The 21611-nt window shown below is 62.7% G+C and carries 19 protein-coding genes and 1 pseudogene; 10 read left to right on the forward strand and 10 right to left on the reverse strand.

The window, feature by feature from the left end; all coding sequences use genetic code 11:
• Nucleotides 1-300: 300 nt before the first annotated feature.
• The 9 genes from Q0L57_RS15235 (at nt 301) to Q0L57_RS15275 (ending at nt 12099) form a co-directional block, all read left to right on the forward strand.
• On the forward strand, nt 301-687 hold the full coding sequence (locus Q0L57_RS15235; RefSeq protein ID WP_296743922.1) for an antitoxin Xre-like helix-turn-helix domain-containing protein: 387 nt from the start codon (nt 301-303) through the stop codon (nt 685-687).
• Between the two features lie 768 nt (nt 688-1455).
• Complete coding sequence (locus tag Q0L57_RS15240) at nt 1456-1641, forward strand: helix-turn-helix transcriptional regulator (RefSeq protein WP_296743956.1); 186 nt, start codon at nt 1456-1458, stop codon at nt 1639-1641.
• A gap of 435 nt (nt 1642-2076) precedes the next feature.
• Nucleotides 2077-2667 carry a hypothetical protein gene (locus Q0L57_RS15245; protein ID WP_296743923.1) on the forward strand — a complete coding sequence of 197 codons (591 nt, stop codon included), beginning with the start codon at nt 2077-2079 and terminating at the stop codon, nt 2665-2667.
• A gap of 218 nt (nt 2668-2885) precedes the next feature.
• Nucleotides 2886-4994 carry an AAA family ATPase gene (locus Q0L57_RS15250; RefSeq protein WP_296743925.1) on the forward strand — a complete coding sequence of 703 codons (2109 nt, stop codon included), beginning with the start codon at nt 2886-2888 and terminating at the stop codon, nt 4992-4994.
• A 67-nt stretch (nt 4995-5061) separates the two neighbouring features.
• On the forward strand, nt 5062-5445 hold the full coding sequence (locus Q0L57_RS15255) for a hypothetical protein (protein WP_296743927.1): 384 nt from the start codon (nt 5062-5064) through the stop codon (nt 5443-5445).
• A 318-nt stretch (nt 5446-5763) separates the two neighbouring features.
• Nucleotides 5764-6336, forward strand: a complete 573-nt coding sequence (locus Q0L57_RS15260) for a hypothetical protein (protein WP_296743928.1) — start codon at nt 5764-5766, stop codon at nt 6334-6336.
• A 1179-nt stretch (nt 6337-7515) separates the two neighbouring features.
• Complete coding sequence (locus Q0L57_RS15265) at nt 7516-9954, forward strand: hypothetical protein (RefSeq protein ID WP_296743930.1); 2439 nt, start codon at nt 7516-7518, stop codon at nt 9952-9954.
• Nucleotides 9955-10114: 160 nt separating this feature from the next.
• Nucleotides 10115-11506: a TraM recognition domain-containing protein gene (locus Q0L57_RS15270; protein ID WP_296743931.1), complete on the forward strand. Its 1392-nt coding sequence runs from the start codon at nt 10115-10117 to the stop codon at nt 11504-11506.
• A gap of 20 nt (nt 11507-11526) precedes the next feature.
• A complete protein-coding gene (locus Q0L57_RS15275) occupies nt 11527-12099 on the forward strand; it encodes a hypothetical protein (protein ID WP_296743933.1) in 573 nt (190 codons plus the stop codon).
• A gap of 635 nt (nt 12100-12734) precedes the next feature.
• Here Q0L57_RS15275 and Q0L57_RS34265 read toward each other — a convergent pair.
• The 8 genes and pseudogenes from Q0L57_RS34265 to cbiE form a co-directional block, all read right to left on the reverse strand.
• The gene (locus Q0L57_RS34265) at nt 12735-13520 is read right to left on the reverse strand and encodes a helix-turn-helix transcriptional regulator (protein WP_366940919.1); all 786 of its coding nucleotides are present in this window, start codon (nt 13518-13520) and stop codon (nt 12735-12737) included.
• Nucleotides 13494-13842 (reverse strand): annotated as a pseudogene (locus Q0L57_RS15285) (transposase); the annotation flags it as partial. The gene Q0L57_RS34265 and the pseudogene Q0L57_RS15285, both read right to left, overlap by 27 nt.
• Before the next feature lie 432 nt (nt 13843-14274).
• Nucleotides 14275-15060 carry a precorrin-6A synthase (deacetylating) gene (gene cobF / locus Q0L57_RS15290; RefSeq protein ID WP_296743936.1) on the reverse strand — a complete coding sequence of 262 codons (786 nt, stop codon included), beginning with the start codon at nt 15058-15060 and terminating at the stop codon, nt 14275-14277.
• Nucleotides 15060-15788, reverse strand: coding sequence for a uroporphyrinogen-III C-methyltransferase (gene cobA, locus Q0L57_RS15295; protein WP_296743958.1), 729 nt, complete (start codon nt 15786-15788; stop codon nt 15060-15062). Before cobA ends, cobF begins: the two co-directional genes overlap by 1 nt.
• Nucleotides 15788-17101 (reverse strand): cobyrinate a,c-diamide synthase, encoded by a 1314-nt coding sequence (locus Q0L57_RS15300; RefSeq protein ID WP_296743938.1) that lies wholly within the window; start codon nt 17099-17101, stop codon nt 15788-15790. Before Q0L57_RS15300 ends, cobA begins: the two co-directional genes overlap by 1 nt.
• On the reverse strand, nt 17101-17883 hold the full coding sequence (gene cobM / locus Q0L57_RS15305) for a precorrin-4 C(11)-methyltransferase (RefSeq protein WP_296743939.1): 783 nt from the start codon (nt 17881-17883) through the stop codon (nt 17101-17103). Before cobM ends, Q0L57_RS15300 begins: the two co-directional genes overlap by 1 nt.
• On the reverse strand, nt 17880-18248 hold the full coding sequence (locus Q0L57_RS15310; RefSeq protein ID WP_296743941.1) for a cobalamin biosynthesis protein: 369 nt from the start codon (nt 18246-18248) through the stop codon (nt 17880-17882). The genes cobM and Q0L57_RS15310 overlap by 4 nt, the downstream gene beginning before the upstream one ends.
• Complete coding sequence (gene cbiE, locus Q0L57_RS15315) at nt 18245-19426, reverse strand: precorrin-6y C5,15-methyltransferase (decarboxylating) subunit CbiE (protein WP_296743942.1); 1182 nt, start codon at nt 19424-19426, stop codon at nt 18245-18247. The genes Q0L57_RS15310 and cbiE overlap by 4 nt, the downstream gene beginning before the upstream one ends.
• Between cbiE and Q0L57_RS15320 the strand changes: the two genes are divergently transcribed.
• Nucleotides 19425-20174, forward strand: a complete 750-nt coding sequence (locus Q0L57_RS15320) for a cobalt-precorrin-6A reductase (protein ID WP_296743960.1) — start codon at nt 19425-19427, stop codon at nt 20172-20174. The two genes, cbiE and Q0L57_RS15320, sit on opposite strands and share 2 nt — an antisense overlap.
• Here Q0L57_RS15320 and cobJ read toward each other — a convergent pair.
• Both cobJ and cobI read right to left on the reverse strand, forming a co-directional pair.
• A complete protein-coding gene (gene cobJ / locus Q0L57_RS15325; protein ID WP_296743944.1) occupies nt 20150-20884 on the reverse strand; it encodes a precorrin-3B C(17)-methyltransferase in 735 nt (244 codons plus the stop codon). The two genes, Q0L57_RS15320 and cobJ, sit on opposite strands and share 25 nt — an antisense overlap.
• A complete protein-coding gene (gene cobI, locus Q0L57_RS15330) occupies nt 20881-21609 on the reverse strand; it encodes a precorrin-2 C(20)-methyltransferase (protein ID WP_296743945.1) in 729 nt (242 codons plus the stop codon). Before cobI ends, cobJ begins: the two co-directional genes overlap by 4 nt.
• Nucleotides 21610-21611 lie beyond the last annotated feature (2 nt).

The raw sequence follows: 21611 nt of genomic DNA on the forward strand, positions 1-21611 counted from the left end.
AAGTGGAATATCTACGGTTCAATAGCCATTCAATTTGATCCTATTCATCTGCCTCGATAGATAGATAGAGTGTGGATGTTCACATAGGATGGCCAGATTCGGCCAAAGTGCGCCTCAAATCACTCCAAAGAACAGCCGCACCCTCATACGATAACGAAACCCGCCGGAAACGGCGGGTTTTCGATTAGAGCAGAGATCATGGCGGGAGAGTTCAAGATCGAGTCTATAATGTTCGTTTTCTAGCGATAGATTGATTTTTGCGCAGACTACGCACATTTCGATCTTATGAAGAGATGGACAATGCCCAAGACATCAACGGCCAGGGCACTGAATCGAAAGGATTTGACCGGTCCCGCCCTGCGAACATTTTTCCGGATCGCCGAGGCTTGGAATCTCCAGGAGCAGGAGCAGATGCGCCTGCTTGGGCTTGAGAGCCGATCTACGTTTCAGTCCTGGAGGCGCGGCGCCGTCGCCGCAATCTCCAAGGATGCCTTGGAACGTATTTCCTACGTTCTCGGCATCTACAAGGGATTGCATATTCTTCTTCCAAAGACGGCCGACCAGTGGATTCGGAAGTCCAACACTGCCGGGATTTTCGGCGGTCGTTCGGCGCTCGATCGCATGACATCCGGTAATGTCGCTGACCTTTATGTCGTTCGTCAGTATGTGGATGCGCAGCTCGGCTGATGATGGACACGTGTAAACGAAACCCGCCGGAAACGGCGGGTTTCTATTTAAAGCTCTACGCGTCCCCAATTAATAGTGGCCCAGATGAACAATCAAATCCGGGAATGGCTCTCCGGTCCGACACCGATGTCGCCATTTGGCGGCTTCATCCGTAAACGGTTCGGTTAAGAGATCGAGGATTCCTTCCGGAGCGAAGGAGGCAATCGGGCCTTCATTTTCAGACATTTCCTTGAGCGAAGGAACCACAGCAGTGGCAAATCCGGGTCGCCATCCCACGCGTGATCCGGAACTAAAGATAACCCGCCGTCTGATCGCCATCACCGTCACGATTCTGACGCCACGCTGGGCCGTCACCTTGACCTTTTCATGTTTCGTTCCCTCTAGAACAGACTAGGACTGCCCTCTGCACAAAACAAAAACCTCTGCCTATCCGAATTTTCGTTCCGAGCAGTAGCCACCACTTCTTCAAGCCTTTGCTGATGGGGGAGCACTTGGCTCCCATCTCCTCTGCCCAAGAAAGTCCTCAGCCGCCGCAGCCATTCTTTCTGAAGGCAGGCGCTCGGCGAGCAATCCTGTGCCGAATCCTTGGTGCCGGCACGTGGCGAAATGACTCGAAGGATGGCAGAATGAGCACCCCGTCCAAGATGTGGGGAGAGCCCAAGGATTCCCGGAGCAGACGTGCGAGTATCTGAATCCTTTCTCACAACCCAATCCGAACTGCGCAATGCGCTGGCTCGCAGAGTCAGAGAGCTGCGTCATTCATCCCGAATGAGCCAACGCGGTCTGGCCGAGCAGGCCGGACTTCGGCAAGCTCTCATCAGCGAAATCGAGCGTGGCGAAGCCAATGTGACCATGGACTCGCTTTTGAGGATCGCAATTGCACTGCAGGTCAGCCTTCCATGCCTGCTCGATGGGAGCAGCAATCAGGCACAGGTCCGTCGACGTCGCGACTGACAGCATTTATTGCGCCCTGGACAGATCCCTGCGTTCGACCTCTTGCCGCTCGACACCCCCAGACTGACGATTGAAGCCTGCCATATCTTTGACGCAATAATATGACACGCTATAACGTATAGAGCCGCAGACGCCCTCCGCGAGATCGGCCCGAAACCCCGCCGACTTTCGCAGTCGCCGCATCCGGCACAGCTCCGGATACCGGGGCTCACCCCGCACCTTATAACTTTCGCGTGGCATTCGATGCTTCCGAAGCGCTCACGACGAGCGATCATCGCGTGCATACTTCTGCATAGCCCTGCGGATCGTTCATGTCGGCGTTAAACGCGTAGGCAATATCCGAGCCGAACCAGACGAGGAGCCCCGCATGTTCATCGATCATCATCGTCCCGATCGCAGCAAAGCCATCCAGCAATCTGATCAGGACATCGCATCATGTACGTCAATCCATCCATTCGCAAAACAACCTCGACCGTCTTCTCAGGCCCGAAGTGCAAAGTGGCAATTCCCGTCAACAACGTTCTGCAACGTGACGCGCTCCTCCAAGCGAGCCTTGACCCTTCGGTTTGCGCGATTCACTATCGGACGACTCCGAACCTGTATGGTTCGCCGCCCACGGTAAGAGGCGTCGTTTTACAAAGAATGGATGGCGACTTTCTACTCGTAGCCTGCGAGTCGCGGCCACGCAGGACCGAGGAGGAACATATCCGACTGGCCGACGTGCTTATATCAAATGGACTTCGCTTGCTTGAACGAGATGCCGACGACATTCATCGCGAACCGCTCTTCTCGAATGCGCGAGCTGTATGGGACAATCAGCGCTTTGTTGTATCCGTACACAATAGACTGAAGATCGCGGCAGCGCTTGCCGAAGACGGCCCGCAATCGATCCTCGAACTCGAAGAACGCGTCCGTCCGACCTGTGATCTTATCGGCGCAGTCTCTGCGCTCGCATGCGAAATGCTCGTCGAACTCGATCTCCGAGAGATGCCATTGGGTCCACGTACCGTTGTACGTGCAAGTTAGCCATCAACACCATCGTCGTAACGAGATAGGTTCATGGGATCATCGCCCATGCGCTGCAAGCCTGTAATCGGTCCAGCATGGTCGGAACATGCCGGGCTGACCGCGAAAAACTTTCCTTACAGAGAACGACAGACCTGCGGGTGAAGCGTATCCCAATCGATGCCTCGCTCCGGGGCAGATCGCGCTACGCGCGAACCTGTTCTTCAAGGAGTACCAGAATGAACCAACATCGATCATCCCCGCGCGACCTCCTCGGGCGGGCCTACATCGACATATTAGCAACAGAAGTTGGGGCGAACAGCGGCCAACTTCTGCGAAGCGGCGATCCGGACGACCCCATAGAGCAGTTGATCGGCGACCTGGCGACCGCGCCCGAGTTCGTTGGACGAAAATCACTCCGGGCGGATCTTGCGGCGGTAGCGATCCTTGTGGCCCGCGCAATCGAGACGGTTAGCGGACTGACCCGCGACCTGCGGCGAGGCTCGCCGGTCGTTTCGCTTGCCACCCACCGAGCCGACGTTGTTTCCCTCGCGCAGCAGGTTATACAGACCTGCGCGTTCGGTAGCGGAGCCGACGTGCTTGAGGAGAGACTGTTCAACCCGGACCGTTGTACCCGCCCGGTATTGCTCCTGGCGCGCGACGGCGCGTCGAACGAGCACCGGCCTGAAAGAGGAAACGCAAAGATTGCCGCAGCGTTGCACGCACAAGCTCCGATCTTCGGGATAGCCCCGGATCCGCGCCGGCACCTGCCGCGCGACCTGCTTCGCGCGTCCGAATACAACCTTTCCCTTGGTCAACTCGACGCTTCCACTATAGCTCTCGTGATCGAAGCTGTGACCGGCAAGCCGCCGATTTCGAGGCTAGACGACCAATTGATCCGCGCCATTGACGTCTCGGATCTCGCTCTCTCGGTCCGTGCAGATCGCAGTCCGGACGAGTGTTTCAGGATGCTTGAAAAGATCGTCTCAACAAAAGGCCTCTTCGATCACGATGGTCCCCTTCTTGAACACCTTGCGGGCTACGGTGAAGCACGGGAATGGGGACTTAATCTTGTTGTCGACCTGCGTGAGTATCGGGCCGGCCGACTCGACTGGAATTCCATCGAAAAGGGACTGCTCCTTGTCGGGCCGCCGGGCGTCGGCAAGACCCAGTATGCGCGAGCGCTCGCGAAATCCGCAAACGTGCCGCTGGTGGCTACTTCGGTCGCTGACTGGAACGCAGCGAACTACCTCTCGGGTACTCTTGCCGCGATCAGAGATTCGTTTTCCAGAGCCCGTCAGATTGCCCCCTGCATTCTTTTCATTGACGAACTCGATGGCATCTCGGATCGCGCCAAATTAACGTCCGAATACAGGGAATATTGGACCCAGATCGTCAATTCACTCTTGGAGTTGCTGGCGGGTATCGAAGATCGCCCCGGCGTCGTGGTGATCGGAGCGACCAATCACCCTGACCGCATCGATGCTGCGGTACGCCGCGCGGGGCGCCTCGATCGTACGATCGAAATCGAATTGCCCGACGCCGAGACGCTGGCGGCGATCTTCCGCTTTCACCTCGGCCCGGACCTTTTACCTAACACGGACCTGATGCCGGTCGCGCTCGCAGCGACGGGCAAGACGGGCGCGGACGTCGAAGCATGGATCCGACGCGCAAAGGCCCGCGCTCGCCGTGCCGAACGCGATCTCTTGCTCGATGACGTGTTTCACGAAGTTAGGTTCGGTGGCGAGGGACTGCCCAAAAAGCTTCGTCGAACGGTATCCGTCCATGAGGCCGGGCATCTTGTTGTCGGCGTCGCTCTAGCCGTATTCAAACCGAAATCCATGACGATTCTTGATCGCGGTGGACAGACACTCGGCGAGCTCTCGTGGGATAACTCATTAACTCAATCCGGGATCGAAAATTGCATAACGGCACTGTTGGGCGGCCGTGCCGCCGAGCAAATTCTGCTTGGCGTTTCCGAGGCAACGGCGGGGGCCGGTATCGGGGAGAATAGCGATTTTGCTCGCGCGACGCGCGCGGCTATCGACCTCGAACTTCGGCTTGGATTTGGAGCGATTGGAGTCGCGCATTTTCCCGACCAGACGATCGACCGATTGATGCACAATCCCTCAATTGTCGCGTTGATTACGAAGCGCCTCGATAATTGCCTCGCGCGGGCTCATAAGATCATCGCGGCGAACCGGCGTACCGTCGAGTCCGTAGCGCGGCACTTGGAGGCAACTGGTTACCTGGACAGCGCCGCCATCAACGAACTCCTGAAGCATCCCGTGCGAGGCGTCGGGAATGGCGAGAAGTCGCGCCAGCCTCGAATGTGCAAAGCGGGATGACAATGTAAGCCGATCCGGAAACGTGGCGATCCGGATTTTCTCCGTACTGCCACCCTGATCGCACTCCATGAATGTTCAATACATGTTTAAAGTAACCGCCGAAAATGCAGCCGATTGTGCAGGGTCTTCCGGCATACGGTCGAATCCCCCACAACTGGCGCCCTCGCCCCTCGCCGAAATCAGCGAGCATTGGGTGGAGATTGGGGACAATGCAAATTCGTTGAAGGAGACGCCCAACCGAATTCGTCAACTCATCGCCCACAATGACGCGCGACACCAGAGTATTCGGCGGCTGTTCCGGCGGATCATCGCAGATATGCATGATGTTGGAGCGACCGGGTCATCGACGCAACATCGGGCGGCGCGAATATTCACCCGCGCAACGAGGCCAGCGATTTCACGTCTGAAATCTGCGGAGATGGCTATTTTCGAACCGATCGAACGAGAATGAATTACGCCAAATACATCGCGAGCACGGCCTGGCGCGCCAATCCGGCACGGCTCGTTGAACTGAGTGCGTCTGGACGCCGCTGTCGCATCTGCAATGCAAGCGGAAACGACGTGGAGCTACAGGTTCACCATCGCACCTATGAAAGACTCGGTTGCGAAATTCCGAGCGACCTGACCACCCTGTGCGCCGACTGCCATCTCGGTGTGACCGCGTTGTTGCGCGAGCGGCGATACGCCGCACGGGTCCCGCGGCGAGCGGATGTGATTCGCCCGCTCGTCGATCCGGTCCGGAATCTTGCTGACAAACATGGGAGGAGCGATGAACACCGAATTCGTTTCCTTGCGCTTGATCGGCGTTCGTCCGCTGCTCATGCATGCGGGCCGCTTGTGCGACCCGTTGGATCCGATCTCGCGCGAGCTCGCGAAGATTACCGGAAAGCGATTGAAAACCACGTCTGACCACCGCGAGATCGCGCGAATTGAATGGTTCGGTGGGCTTTGGCTCGACCAAGGCGTGCCATGCATTCCGGCTGAAGCGATCGAGGCAACCTTCATCTCGGGCGCGCGAATGCAGCGGCGAGGAAGACAGGCGGCCGCCGGCATCGAGGTCGATGGGCCGGCCCGGCTGTTCTATGATGGGCCACAGGATATCGACGAGTTATGGAAGCAGGAGCGCTTTCGTCTGCGCGTCCCGGTCCGTGTCGGCACCGCCCGAATGATGCGAACGCGGCCGCGGTTCGATGCATGGAATATTGATTTCAAGGCGTTTTATTTGCCAAGCTTGCTGAGTCCCCCGTTGATCGCTGACATCTTCGCGGAAAGCGGGTTCGCGCGCGGCATCGGCGATTGGCGGCCAAAGTTCGGTCGTTTCCGCGTCGAATGCCTCGACTAGGTGCGTGGCGGGGTGTGGCCCGGCGAGGCAGGGCGTGGTCCGGCTAGGGGAGAGCCGGCGAAAGCCGGCTGCTCCGCATTGCCCCCGGGTTCGCCGCGGACAACGGTTTGCGCACCTCTTAGCGATTGCTCTTGAATGCGGTTGGTGATCAGGGCGGTTATTGGGCGTGTTCAAAGAGCGTGACCATTCCCCAGCAGGAACATCCGCGCCCTCGACCTCGACGACCACCTTGCGAATTCGGCTGGCTCGCCTTCACGACGGACCTCTAGAATAATCCATACGCTCGGGCGGGACATCTACCGACCGAAAGGAGTGCATCGTGACGATCACAATGCACGCGAGCCAGCGGTCGCCATGTCGCAAGCTATGTCGTCCGGGCCGGTCGCTCGGCATCGCAGGGAAGGATTCGCGATGGCGCAAGCGGCTCGAAGAACCACCGGCGCGAGCTCGGCCGTCATCCGAGAGCGAATCTTTTGGGAAGATGTTCCGAATCCTTGACATCGCCCTGTCGCCTTCGCGACGGATGCGGCGCTTGGTTGCGTTGTTCGATCATTCTGGGATGCAGACGGCTCAGGCGAACGACGGAGGGTCGTGCGACGGACGCAAAGCCCAGATGCAACTTCGAATTGATTTTAGCTCCCTCGCTCGAGCATCGATTGGAGTGTCGGTGCAGCGCCGGCGGGATTTTCGAGGGATTGTCAGGATCGAAGAACCGCGCATTATCGGTCGCCGAACTTTTGGTAGAAATGGAGTTGGAAGAATGGACCAGCGATCAAGCGGCTCCGATCTTCAACGACCTGCCGCGAGCTTCGCTGCAACAGAGCGCGAGTCCGGCGAAGACCGCAGCATTTCGCTGTCGCGCGGGCGGTCACTGTACGGTTTACGTAGTAAGCCGCCGCAACCGCAGGCGCTTCGGCCCGAGGGCTATCGTCGTTGGCGAAGGCGTGGGCTGTCGCTGCATCATCAAAACACGACGCTCTCTAGATCGCCGAGGGGCTCGCGGCGCGCCTACGAAGCCTTCCGTCGGCCGCTGGCGTCTTAGGCTTTCAGAGTCCTAGGCGGCACGCCGATATTACACCGCTCACGTCAGGGCGGCGCCGCAAGCGCTTGAGCAACTGCCCAAAACTACATCCCCAACAAAGGCCATCGCGTTCATAGCAATCGATAAACGAGGTTCAAATGTCCAAACCGGTATGGCCTCAGGGTGGCGACAAAACGGAAGCGCATTCGGAGAATGTCGCGACGATAGAAGCGTATCTGGCCGCTCTTCGGAATGACGGCCGAGGCCTTCCCGCGGCGCCCTCCCGGCCCTTCGAGATTTCATACCGCCGGGTAGCCGAAGAAGCGGGCGTCGGAGTCTGGACGATCGACCGGAAGAACTCCGAATGCCGCAAACTGATCAAAGATGCTGCAAAAGATCTTGGAATACGCGTGCGGATCAAGCCCAGGGTCCGTGCGACCTATACGATGGAGGAGGCCATTAGCATCGCGGTGGCGGTCATTCAGGCGGAATGCGAAGCGAACCTAGTGGACCACCGACCGAAATGCCGAATGGCGGACCGCGTCCTCCGCCAAATCGCTCGGAACGGCAAGGGTATGCACGACGATAGCATCAAGGCGATCTCCGCCGCGCTTCAGCAGGCGATCGGCCATGACGCCGAAACATTGCTCACCGAGATCAGGGAGATCCTGCTGCGCGCCGCGACAGGCGAACTGGCGTTGCAAACGTTCCATGGTCGGCTCAAGCTGGAATCGGCCTTGGCGGGTTTCTCGCTCTCCGCTGTAGCCAAGTTCACCACCGTCAAACAGCAGACCGTGACCAATTGGGGGGCGGGCAGAAAGGCGCCAACGCGCAGCCTCTTCGGCGAAATTCCCAAAATCGAACAAACTATCGGCTGCCCCGATGGCTATCTGACGGAGGCACACCGCTCCAATTGCAGCGGATCGTCAAACGTCAAGAAGCATCATTTGCCTGATGTCGTGCAAAGGATGTCCTTCGACCATCAGAAGCAATTCAGACGGTTGATAGCTCCCGAACTCAACATCAGCAAACTCAGCAATGAACAGCGGAACAGGCTGATGAAAGACAGGCTCCGTATCTTCCGGGACGCTCAAGATACCCCCGACTTCAAGCGCGCAAAGCTTCGCTCTCCCGCCATGCAATACGGGCTCAAAGCGCTTCCGGATCATGTGCAGCAAGAGTTCGACGATCTCGCTGAGGTCCGGACCCACGTGTTCGTTCGAGATGACGTGAAATCACGCGATAGAGGTTGGGATCCCGATACCCGAGCCATCTACCATAGACGGATGCGCTTGTTCCTGGGCTGGCTCCACTGCCGCATGGGGGTGGCTAACGAAAACTTGTCGATAGCCTATTTGGGGTTCGACCAAGTGCTCCGGGAATACGACAACTTCTTGATCGATCGCAAGCGGGATGTCGGCTTGGAGCGGCGGTGGGCTCATGCCGTGTGCGAATGGTATACCTTCGCGGCAACCCTCACGCGGCGCCCGCGCGAGCTGGATTTGACTGGCCGGGAGCGTGATGAGCCCGAGAGCGGGATTGGCTGGCTTCGTGGCCGGAGAGATCTGCTCTCGAAGCTCAAGCCGATTGAACGTCCGCGTGTCGTGGACCACCACGCTGTCAAGAAAGGGAGGCGCGACCACATCCGCCCCGTGCTGACTTCGATCGAAATCGAAAACGCAGCTCGCAATTGGAGCACACTGCTGGACGAAACCACGGCCGAGTATCGCTACCAGCGAACGTTGCTGCAGAAAGAAACGACCTTGGCCGACGGTACCCGCCGCATCGAACCGATCCTGCGACTTGCAGAACCCTTGCTGGTGATCGAGACAGCGGTCTGGGACTTGCGGGAACGATTGCGTGCAATGAAGTTCGGATCGTTTCACCGGTGCACAGCAATCCGCGAGTCGGTTGCAGTCAAATTGCTCGCCCAATGCCCGCTCCGGCGCAAGACGTTTTGCGGCCTGACCATCTTCGACGACGGAACGGGAATGGTGTTTCAAGAAGGAGGATGGTGGTGGTTAAGAATACCCGCCGATCTTTTCAAGAACGAAAGAAGCCAAGCGTTCAGGGGCCTCGTGGTGAACGGCAACTATCTCCAACGCCTGGAGGACATGTGGGGCTTCTACGATGACCTCGCGCTCTACGCGACGTTCGCCCGGAAGCAAATTCTCGGAGGCGCGGATAGCTCAGCTTTTTATGTGGCCCGTCAAAAAGGGGGGCATGTGGCACCGGCGGTCTTCTCCGGCGTGTTTCGCAACTTCACGCGGGAGTTCATCGCCGAAAACCGCGGCCGAGGCACGGGTTGGCGCGGCGTACGGCCGTTTGGGTCCCAGGCGATGCGTCATATCGTTGCCGCTGCGACATGGAAGAGGACGAAGGACGAGCATGCCATGGCGCTGGCCATCCATGACAGTGTCAGCACTGCAAGGAAGTATTATCACAAGTACTACATGGGCACCGAAGAGCGGGCCGAGGTTATCCGCGGCACCATGCAAACCGGCGCAGGCCCGTTTGATTGGTCGTCCTTCGATGCGGTGCTTCCGCACGTGCCGAGTCCGGCTACGGCGCCGACGTCGAAGCTCGTGCGGGCATAGCGGACGCCCTTCAGTTTGAGACGGGCAAGTGGACAGGCGGCGTCTCGGCGCCGCCTGTCCTGTCTCGGCAGCATGCGACGCGGCTGCCGACTCGAGCGGTTCCAGCGGCGGCCGGGCCGCTAGCGCCGCGGGGCAAAGCTCCGCTTCAGCGGTTCGACCGGTGGCTAACCTTGAGCCCAGTTGCGGCAGCTTCGACGAGGTCGGCTACTACATGGTCGACGGCATGGACCTGATGAGCGCGCAGGCGCGCTCGCTCGGGTTCTCGCTGGTGTTCGCGGGCCAGGACCTGCACGCGATGAAGCGCTTCAACGACAAGGTGTTCGGCTCGGTCCAGGGCAACACCAACACCAAGATCATCATGCGCACCGAGGATCCGGAGACGGCCAAGCTCGCCGTCGAGGCCGGCGGCAAGGCGCTGCGCGCGCAACTGGCGTCGTACGAGGGCGAGGTCGGCGAACTCTCCACCAGCTACCGCGACAAGATGGACGCGCAGGTCCAGTCGACCGACCGCATCAACCCGCTCGACCTCAAGGCGCAGGACGAGGGCGAGATGCACGTCCTGCACAAGGACTGGCTGGTGCGGGCCAAGACCTTCTACTCGGCGCCGCAGGAGAGCCTGCGCAAGAACGCCCTCGTCCTGCGCCCCAACCACTTCATCACCGTGGTCAAGCCCGACGCCGAGGAGATCGAGAGCCACCGCCGGATTCCGGAACTGTTCGCCCGCTTCCTCGACCGCGACTTCGCCGCGCAAATGAAGGCCGACGCCGCCAACGCGGCCGCGAACCTCTCCGGCGCCGACGAGGCCACGACGCTCGCCCGCGTGATGCGCGAGATCGAGACCTCGAAGCGCCGCACCAACAACCCGGTCGAGGCCTCCGTCGCCGCCTTCGCCAAGGTGCTGATGGACTCGAAGTCGATGAGCGACGCCTACGCCAAGGAGGTCCACGACGTCGTCGGCAGCCGCCAGCGCGCGCTGGCCGAGTTCGACGAGGACGAGGACGAGATTCCGATGTCGCGCGGCCGCCGGCCGGAACGACCGGAGCCGAAGGGTTTCGCCGGGCTCGATTCCTTCGACGACGGCCTGGACGCGTTCGACGACCATCCGGCCGCGGGCGGCCGCGCCGCCGAGCCGACGAAGCCCCCACCGCCCGCCCGCGCCCCGCTGCGCAAGAACCGCTTCCGCAAGGACGTCAGGCACGGCGTGCAGGTCGACGGCAACGAGCTGTTCGACATGGCCGACCGCATCTCCTCGAACGATTCCGTCATGCGCACGCTGGCCGCGCTCGACTTCGACGCCGCGACCGAGCCGAAGAGCCGCGACGCGGTCGACGACGCCATCGAGGAAGCGATCGGCGGCGATGCGATCCCGGATTTCGAGGAGAGGCAGCCCGTCGAGCGCAACGCCATCAAGAAGGCCGACGACGCGACGCTGGCGACGATGCCCGACTTCGAGGACGAAGAGGACGAGGACATCGGCGGCGGCGACGTCACCACCAACTTCCTCGGCGCGCTGATCGACGACGAGGAAGACGACGACGGAGACGGCCTGTGACGTCCGGGATCGGGGCCGCGATGGCCGGCGGCAAGAAGGGCAAAGGCGACGAGCGTCCGAGGCAGCACGGGGACTGGTACCCGACGCCGCCGGAATGCACGCAGGTGCTGTTGGATCGCGTCGCGTTCGGCGACACGGTGTGGGAGCCGTGCTGCGGCGACGGATCGCTGGCGAAAGTCATGGAGGCGCGCGGCATCAAGGTGATCGGCACCGACCTGCACGACCGCGGCTACGGCATCGGCCACGGTGCCGCGCACGACATCCTCAAGGCGAAGGAATTGTTGGCCGAGGACATCGTGACCAATCCGCCGTTCAACATCGCCGCGCCGATCATCCGGCACCTGATCGAGATGAAGCCGCGCAAGATGGCGCTGCTGCTGAAATCGTCGTTCTGGCACGCCAAGAACCGCTCGGCGCTGTTCGAGGAACATCCGCCGTCGCGGATCATCGCGCTGACCTGGCGGCCGGATTTCCTGTCGATCGGCCGTCCGACGATGGAGGTGTCGTGGTGCGTCTGGGAGCAGGGCCACAACGACCGGACCTATTATGAACTCGCAGCGCGCCCTCCCCGTCAGCCCCGGTCGCCGTCGTAGACCGGAAGCATCGTCCAGACTGGCGCTCGAAGGAAAGCATATGGGGGCGTGGTCGACGCCGTCGCCTGCGGCATGGCGCGCAAGACGCGGGACAATGGGACCGTCCTGCACTGACGGCGCGGGATTCCGGCGGCCGGGACCACATCGCTCCCCGAGACGGCAGCGGACTGACCCGTGCCGCGGCAGCTATGACCACGATGGTCCTCGCCGAAGTGCGAGGATTCGCGCGGCAGATGGTGAGGGACAACGTCCGCCACATTTTATCCACGCGCCCTCGCGGCAGAGATTGCCGGAAGGGCGGTCCGGACAACGGCTCGGACTCCGATTAGGGTCCCACCGGATGGCGAAACTTGACCTTGGCCGAGTCAAGCCACCCAAATCACGCGTAATTGATCGATCGGGATCGGTGACGTCGGATGCCGTTCGAAGTCCGAGAGCATCGTGGGGGCTCGCGCTCAAGTTGTGGATTCCTCCGCGCCATTGGAGCGGCCCGTCGCTATCCCCGCGCGGCGCGTTGCGCCCGTGGCGGAGGCGTTGGAGCATCGGACCGAATCCTTGAAAGGAATCAAGCGCGGGCGCGCCCTGAATCCTCGACCGGTAGGCAGCTGCGGGGCGCCGCCTCGGTCCGTCCCGCGTCAAGGACTCGGGCGCAAGGATCGGCGCCTCGCCGGGCCGCCCCGCGTCGAACGGGTCGATTTTCGCCTCAGGCGAATCGGCCAGCGCGCCCTCGCGTTCGGCCCTGCCAGCAGGTCCGCGACCTCGATCCCGAGGGCAACCGCGATCTTGTCCAGCGTTTCCAACGTCGGATTCGCGGTGGCGACTTCCACCGCGCTGATCAGCGCCTGACGCACCCCGGCTTCGGCGGCCAGGTCATCCTGCGACCACGCTCTCTCTTGGCGGTGCCGCCGCAGGTTGCGTGCAAGCAGCCGTTTCGCATGTTTCGGATTTCGCCGCCTCATCCGCCAGGATGATGCATTTGTACGTCGGGCGCTCCACACGTTATAACGTTTAAAATATGCTATGGCGTGTGATGCCGTCCCATCGATAGTGATCGAGATTCGATGGCGATGCCGCCCGCTTAGTGTCGGCCAGACGTTTGCTCCCGGCATTTTCCGGGGCGGATTGACAGAGAGGCGTTCGGGTCGGGAAGTCCAGGCCTTGCAAATCATCTCGCAATGCGTGGATCCCCCGGCAGAAGTTGGTGGTGGAGACGAAGTCGGCAAGTTGCAGGCGGGATCGGAGATGGCTCTCACGGCAGAAGCGCCCGACCGTAAGGCACTCGTTTCGCAGACGAACGAAAGCCGTCGCGAATGTTCAAATCCTTCCATTCGCCGCCCAGTTCCCCTCTCCCATGGGATTCCGGATATGTCCTCTTCAACCGATATTAGGTCGTACTCATGATCCCGCAGCCACCGGCGCATTGCGGCGAGCTGGGCCATGGCACGGAAGTTGGCGGCTAGCTTGCCATGGTTGCAACGCGGCGGAAGCTTCAGCTTGGAGAAGAAGCGCTCGATCCGATTGCGTTCGCGATGAAGCCGCTTGCTGAAGCACGGCTTCCATCTCGATTACTCCTCGGCGCGATCTTGGGCGTGGCGCCTTGGTCCGGGATCAGCTCCCGGATGCGGTCGGCGACGCAAGTCCTGCCCGCGAGCACGATAGTGCGCGGCCCAAGATGGTCGAACTGTATATTGGGGGGATCTGTCCGTCATGGGCTTGACCGGCGGTTAGGCCGCGCCGATCGGGAGACCTTGCGCCGACGACCGCCCGCCTTCAGTCAAAACCGATCCCACAATAGCTCTGACAAGCAAGCGCCGAAAACGATCGGGTGGATTCACACTCGAAGCGCAACGCTCGAGCAAGGGTCTCGGCAAGGGTTCTGAAATCGAGACGTTCGTGGAGGTTTGTAGGCGCGGTGATTGGCGAAAGCGTTTGCGTTGAGGGGGTTGCGCGGTCGTCTTGCGGGGATGAATCGGTGCACCAGTCGTCGCTAGTTTTAGCGCGAGGGTTTCCAGCAAAGCGTGGCGATCGTCGACCACGCAGCGCGCCGGGCGGTGGAAGCCTACCGTTCGGGAAATAGTCGAGCCGCGAACCTTCGAAGCCTTGCTTCCGCCAATCGACCTCGGTCGTCGAGCAGCTCCCAGGGCTTCGGAATCGCCGGATGGAACATTCGCGAGATCATCCCGGACTCGTCGTCAAGGATATGCGCCTGAGAATATACGTATCCATGATCCAGCCGTGCCGTGCGCGGGCGGCGCTCCGCGCGGCGACAATCGCAGATCCTGTCTCAGCAAGCTGGCCGGACATGATGATCTCATCCGGCATTCCGAGATAAGCGCCCCACCAGATCTGTAGCCCTTCCGGATCAAGCGACTGAAAGGCCGCGCCGCCATCGAGCATGACGACCACGGTATCAATGCCCGGCGGCCAGCCGTTCTCGCGCAGCTTCCGCCCGGTTGTGACGACGAACGGCTGGCCGATTTCGTTCAACGGCAAGGTATGGGTCGCGCACAATGCCTGGATCGAGGTGATGCCCGGCACAACTTTCACGACGGGCCGTGGTGTAAGCCGCTCCGCGATCCTCAAACTCGAATCGAACAGCGAGGGATCGCCCCAGACTAACAACGCAACATGCCCCGCGCGCCCGAGATGCGTCGCGATCGCCCGCGACCACGCCGCCGCCACCGCATCGTGCCAATCCCCCACGCCTTTCAGATAGTCGTCGCGCGCAGCATCGCGGATCGGCAAATCGAATTCGGCGATGCGCGTGTTCGCGCTGGTCAACACTTGCGCGCAGATCGTGCGACGCAGGTCGGCGAGATCGGACTTCGCCTCTCCCTTGCGCGGAACGAGCACAAGGTCCGCGGCATTGATGGCGCGGATCGCGGCGAGCGTCAGTTGCTCGGGATCGCCGCTACCGATTCCGATCAGCGACAGTGCCAGCCCATCGGTCTCATGCGGCATCAGACGTCGTCTCCCAACCCCCTGCCGAACAGGATTACCGCGGCCGCCGGCGCGGAGGCGTCCTCGGTAAGCCATTTCGCCAGCTGCGCAACAGTGGTGCGGACGAGATTCTGATCGGCATGTCCGAGCGCCTCCGCGAACACGGCGGGCGTGTCCGGAGCCAGCCCCTTCTCGATCAGCGCGGCGGCGAGCGCAGGAAAGGTCCGCTTGCCCATATAGACCGCCGTCGTCGAAGCCGGATCGATCAATGCGCTCCAGTTGAGGTCGGCGGGCAGTTGACCGCTGACATCCGCGCCGGTCACGAACTGCACGCTGCGCGCCACTTTCCGCCGCGTCAACGGAATGCCGGCGCTGGCGGCGGCGGCGCTGGCCGAGGTGACGCCGGGAACGATCTCGTAGCCGATGCCGGCGTCACGGAGCACGTCGAGTTCCTCCTGAAGCCGGCCGAAGATGCCGGCGTCGCCGGACTTCAACCGCACCACGCGCATGCCGGTCGCGGCATAATCGACAAGCAGCCGACTGACGTGATGCTGCCGTGTCGAGGAACGCCCCGCGCGCTTGCCGACCGCGATGAGATGCGCGCCCGCACGCGCGCGATCGAGGATCGCGCCCGAAGCCAGATCATCGAACAGCACGACATCCGCCGCGCCGAGGCGATCGACGGCCTTGAGCGTCAGAAGTTCGGGGTCACCGGGCCCCGCGGAGACGAAGGACACGAAGCCGGTCATCATCGATCTTCCGCGATAAGGTGGAAGAACGTGCCGGTCGTGTTGCGACGGCGCGAACCGGTCTCGGCGACGGTCGCGCCGGTCGCGTCGTGCACCGTCGCCAGCAGCATATCGGGTTGTGCGACGATCGTCGAATAGTGGAATTCATGGCCGCGCAGGCGCGCGCCGGAGTCATATCCCGGTATCGGCGCGGCGAGTTTCGCAAGCCGATAGCCGAGATGCATGCGACGCTTGGCGAAGCTCGTTTCGAGGCCCAACAGTCCTGCCATCTCGTGGCGGACGCCGTCGCCGTCGGTCAGCCCCGCGCCCAGCACCATATAGCCGCCGCACTCGCCATGCACCGGCCGCGTTTCGGCGAATGACTGCAACGCACGACGAAACCGCGCGCAGGCCGCGAGCCTCCCCGCATGCAGTTCGGGATAGCCGCCCGGCAGCCAGCACACATCCGCATCGGCATCCGGGCCTTCGTCAGCCAGCGGCGAGAAGGTGACGATTTCCGCGCCAGCCGCGCGCCACGCCTCCAGCATATGTGGATAGACGAACGAGAATGCCGCGTCGCGCGCCAGCGCGATGCGTTGGCCGGGCGGCTTCGCGACGCCAGACGATGTTGTCGCTTTAGAGGATACGACGGTTACCGCCGCGCGCAACACCGCACCGAGATCGACATGCTCGGCGACAAACCGCGCAGCATCCGCGATCAGATGATCGGCCTTCGCCTGCTCTTCAGCCTGCACCAGACCAAGATGGCGTTTCGGAACCGCGATCGCCGCATTACGCGGCAGCGCGCCGAACACCGCGATGTCGGCCTCGGCCATCGCATGGCGCACAAGCCCCTCGTGCCGCGCGCTGGCGACATTGTTGAGGACAACGCCCGCAATGCGCACGCCGGGGCGAAAATCGCGCATCCCCATGGCAATGGCGGCCGCCGTCTGCGCCTGACCGGACGGATCGATCACCAGCACGACCGGCCAGCCCAGCATCGCCGCGACATCGGCGGTCGCGCCGATGCCGCCGACGCCCGGCGCGGCAACACCGTCGAACAAGCCCATCGAACCTTCGGCGATCGCGATATCGGCTTCCACCGCGCGCACCACAAGCGCGTCGATGGCCGCGCGGCTCATCGCCCAGCTATCGAGATTGACCGACGGCAATCCGGTCGCCGCCTTGTGAAAGGCCGGATCGATATAATCGGGCCCACTCTTGAAGCATTGCACCGTCATGCCCCGATCGCGGCAGGCGCGGGCCAGCCCCAGCGTCAGCGTGGTCTTGCCCGCGCCGGATGCGGGGGCGGAGATGATGAGGGCCGCCGTCATTACGACGTCTCCGGAAAACGCGGCGCGACGCCGACCGGCCGATAACGGCGATCGTAATCGGCCGCATAGAGACGGCTCTCGGCAAAGTCCTCGGCATCCAGCGTTTGTCCGACGAGGATCAGCGCCGTCCGCTCAAGCTCGCCGCTGACCGCCGCCTCTAACGTACCGAGCGTGGCGCGGATGACGCGCTGATCCGGCCAGCTCGCGCGCCATACGATCGCGGCCGGACAATCCGCTCCGTAATGCGGCGCGAGTTCGGCGATCACCTTGTCGAGCAGATGAATCGACAGATGGATCGCGAGCACCGCGCCGGTGGCGGCGAAAGCCGCGAGCGTTTCACCCTGCGGCATCGCGCTCGCCCGCCCCGGCGTGCGCGTCAGCACCACGCTCTGCACACGGCCCGGTAGCGTCAGCTCCGTGCCGAGCGCGGCGGCGGCCGCGGAAAACGCCGGCACGCCGGGCGTGATCGAATACGGAATCCGCAACGCGCGCAGGCGGCGCAACTGCTCGCCCATCGCCGACCAGATCGACAGATCCCCGGAATGCAGCCGCGCGACATCCTTGTCGTCGTGATGCGCCGCGACGATCTCCGCCATGATGTCGTCGAGCGACAGCGGCGCGGTGTTGACGATGCGCGTATCCTTGGGACAATGCGCCAGCACGCCTTCCGGCACCAGCGAGCCGGCATAGAGACACACCGGGCACGCCGCGATCAGATCGCGGCCGCGCAGCGTCAGCAGATCTGCCGCGCCCGGCCCCGCGCCGATGAAATGCACCGTCATTCACCCTCTCCTTCCGCGATCGCGGCAGTCGCCTTGCCGTCGCGCGATACCGCCCGCGTCACGATCAGGCGCGCATTGTGGCCCGCGGCTACAAGCGCGGATGCCTCCGCGACCGATCCCGTGCCGTAGCGTGCCTTGACGACCGCAGATTGCGTCAACGTCGCGACACCTGCAAGACGATCAGGCGTGACGGCCTTGACCGGCACATTCAGTTCGCGCGCAAGCACTTCGATCGCCGTTTCTCCGGCCTTATCATCGACCGTCGCGACGGCCGTAATATCGTGATGGTCACCCGCCGCGATGAGCGCGTCACGCAGCGAGGCCAGCGTTGCCTCGCGCCGGAATCCCAAACCCGCGACCTTCATTTCACGACGCTCCACTGCACGACCGGTCGCGTCGCATCCCATGAACGATAGCGTCCGAGCGGGTTGGCCTGCGCGATCTCGATCCGCATCAGATTGCCGCCGTGCCGCTGGTGCAAATCGGAAAGTAGCGCCTCGGTTTCCAGCGTCACCGCATGAACGACGAGGCGCGTGCCCGTTAGAATGCGCGACCACACGCCGTCGAACATCGCCGCGTCAAAACCGCCGCCGATGAAAACCGCGTCGGGCGATGCAAGGCCAGACAGGATTTCCGGTGCTGCCCCTTTGACAACGCCGATCCTGTGCGACAGGCCGAACCTCTCTATGTTATCGCGGATGTTGACGACACGATCGCCGCGCGCCTCGATCGCGATCGCCGTTCCGCCGCACAGCGTCCACTCCACAGTGATGGAGCCGGAGCCCGCGCCGATATCCCACAAGCGTTCGCCCGGCCGCGGGGCCAGCGCGGACAGCGCAAGCGCGCGGATCGGCCGCTTGGTGATCTGCCCATCATGCACGAACAGATCATCGATGAGCCCGGAATTACGCGGCAAGCCGTTCGATCCATTGGCTTCGATCGCGACGGCGAAAGGTCCCTCATTCCCATCGATCGCCAAGCCGGCAGCACAGTGCCGGCTGACAGTTTCGCGCGGGCCGCCAAGCGCGCGAAGCACCCACATCGACGACGCACCAAAACCGCGCGCCGTTAGCCATCGCGCTAGATCGTCAATGGCGCTACCATCCCGCACGAGACAGATGACGCGCGCACCCTGCACGAGATGCGGCGCAAGGCGCTCGAACGGCGCGGCGTGCAGCCCGAGACAAATGACGGCTTCAAGCCGCCATCCCAGCCTTGCCGCGGCGAGCGAGAATGTCGATGGCGCCGGATACGCAATCCATTCGCCGCCTTTTAGTTGCTCCGCGAGACGCGAGCCGACGCCATGCCAGAACGGATCGCCGGACGCCAGCACCACGGTCGGCCGGTCGCGACAGGACAACACGCCCGCTGCATCGAACGGAATCGGCCACGCGCGCCCGCGTTCGCCAACATTCGCCAGCGCAAGATGCCGCGCGCCGCCGAACACCGTCTCCGCCGCCGCAAGCGCCTTTCGGCTTGCATCGGAGAGGCCGGAGAGGCCATCTTCGCCGATGCCGATGATCGTCAACCAAGGATCAGCCATGACGCGCGCCCTCATTCTGGGCGGAACGAACGACGCCAACCTGCTCGCGGAAGCGATCGCGCGCGCCGGATGCGAGGCGATCTATTCCTATGGCGGCCGCACCCGCGCACCCGCGCGCCAGCCGCTGCCGGTTCGCAGCGGCGGCTTCGGCGGCGCGAGCGGACTCGCGACCTACATCCATCAGGAAAACATCACGCATGTCATCGATGCGACGCATCCTTTCGCCGCCGGGATGAGTCGCAATGCCGCCGCCGCCTGCGCAACTACCGGGACGCCGCTGCTCGCGCTCGAACGCGCGCCATGGACGAAACAATCCGGTGACAACTGGATCGAGGTGCCTGATCTCAACGCCGCCGTCGCCGCGCTTCCCGACGAACCCGCGCGCGTGTTTCTCGCCATCGGCCGGCAGCACATCGCGGCCTTCGGCGCGAAGCCGCAACACGCCTATGTTTTGCGCTTCGTCGATCCGCCCGACAGCGCGCCGCCCTTTCCTCAAGCCGACATCATCGTATCGCGCGGGCCGTTCATGCTCGCGGATGAACTGGAGACGATGCGTTCGCGTCATATCGAATGGATCGTCGCGCGCAACGCCGGCGGCGCCGGTGCGCGCGCCAAGATCGATGCCGCCCGCGAACTCGGCCTGCCCGTCATCATGATCGCGCGGCCGCAACTGCCGGATCGGCCGCGAACGGAAAGCATCACTGAGGTGCTGCGCTGGCTCGGTCATCGAACCTGCCTCGGCGCATAGACCCAGCGGCCGACGCGGCGCGTCGCCGAATTGCACAGAATGACGAGCGTGCGCATGTCGGCCATGTCCGCGCTCGCATCGCGCAGCGCCACGGTGTCGATGCGCTCGTCAGGGGTGCTGACCGCACGCGCGAAAATCATGAGGCGCGCGCCGCAGCCGGCGTCACGCAAAAGTTCGAGCACGTGAGCGAAACCATCCGGCCGGCTGGCCGAGCGCGGATTGTACATAGCGATCGCGAAATCGGCCTCGGCCGCAAGCCGCAGGCGTTTTTCGATCAACGGCCACGGCTTCAGGTTATCGGAAAGATTGATCGCGCAGAAATCATGGCCGAGCGGCGCGCCGATGCGCGCGGCCGCCGCCAGCATCGCGGTGATGCCGGGCAACACGCGAATCTCGAGTTCGTGCCATTGCGGCGCGGTCTCAAGCGCCTCGAACACCGCCGACGCCATCGCGAATACGCCGGGATCGCCCGACGACACCACGATGACGCGCCGCCCTTCGGACGCCAGCCGCAACGCGTCACGCGCGCGCTCGATCTCGACGCGGTTATCGGATGGATGCAGCGTGAGGCCCGCGCGCGGAGCCACGCGCGCAACATAGGGCGCATAGCCGACGATGTCGGTCGCCTCCGCGAGCGCCGCCGAAACCTCCGGCGTCGTCAGCGCCGGATCGCCCGGCCCAAGCCCCGCGATGGCGAGCGAACCGATCACGCGTCCGACTCGATGCGTCGCCCGCGCCCATGCACCAGCACGATCGCGAAATAGGGACATTCATCGCCGGCATCCCGCAGCCGCGCGACGCGCTGCGCCGGCATGGTGCCGCGCTCGACCAGCCAGGCTTCATCGAGCCGGCCGGCGACGATGAGCGCACGGCGCACTTTCGCAAGATTGCGGCCGGTCTTCATGATGACCAGCGCATCGGAATTGCGCATGTGCCGTTCGAGTTCGTCCTGCGGCAGCGTCGCCATCAGCACCGTGGTCACGTCGTCCCCGAGCGCGATCGGCTGACCGACCGTGTTCCAGCACCCGACCATGCCGGGAATGCCCGCGATCACCTCGATCGCGACGCGGCCCTGCAGGCGCGCGTGCAGATGCATGAACGAGCCGTAGAAATAGGGATCGCCCTCGCACAACACGACGACGTCGGTTGTCTTGGCGAGTTGCGCGAGCCGCTCCGCCCACACATCATAGAAATCCGCGAGCAGCCGCGCATAGTCTGGACTGTCGAAGGCGATTTCCGTCGTGACCGGATACCCCATCGGATATTCGCGGACATCCTTCGCGAGCAATCCATCGACGATGCGACGCGCCTGGCCGCGTTGATCCTTCTTGCGGAAGTAAGCGACATGCGTCGCCGCGCGGACCTCGCGATCGGCGCGCACGCTCATCAGATCGGGATCGCCCGGCCCGAGGCCGCAGCAGATGATGCGGCCCATCG

The sequence above is a fragment of the Mesorhizobium sp. genome, assembly GCF_024509055.1.
GTDB lineage: Bacteria > Pseudomonadota > Alphaproteobacteria > Rhizobiales > Rhizobiaceae > Mesorhizobium.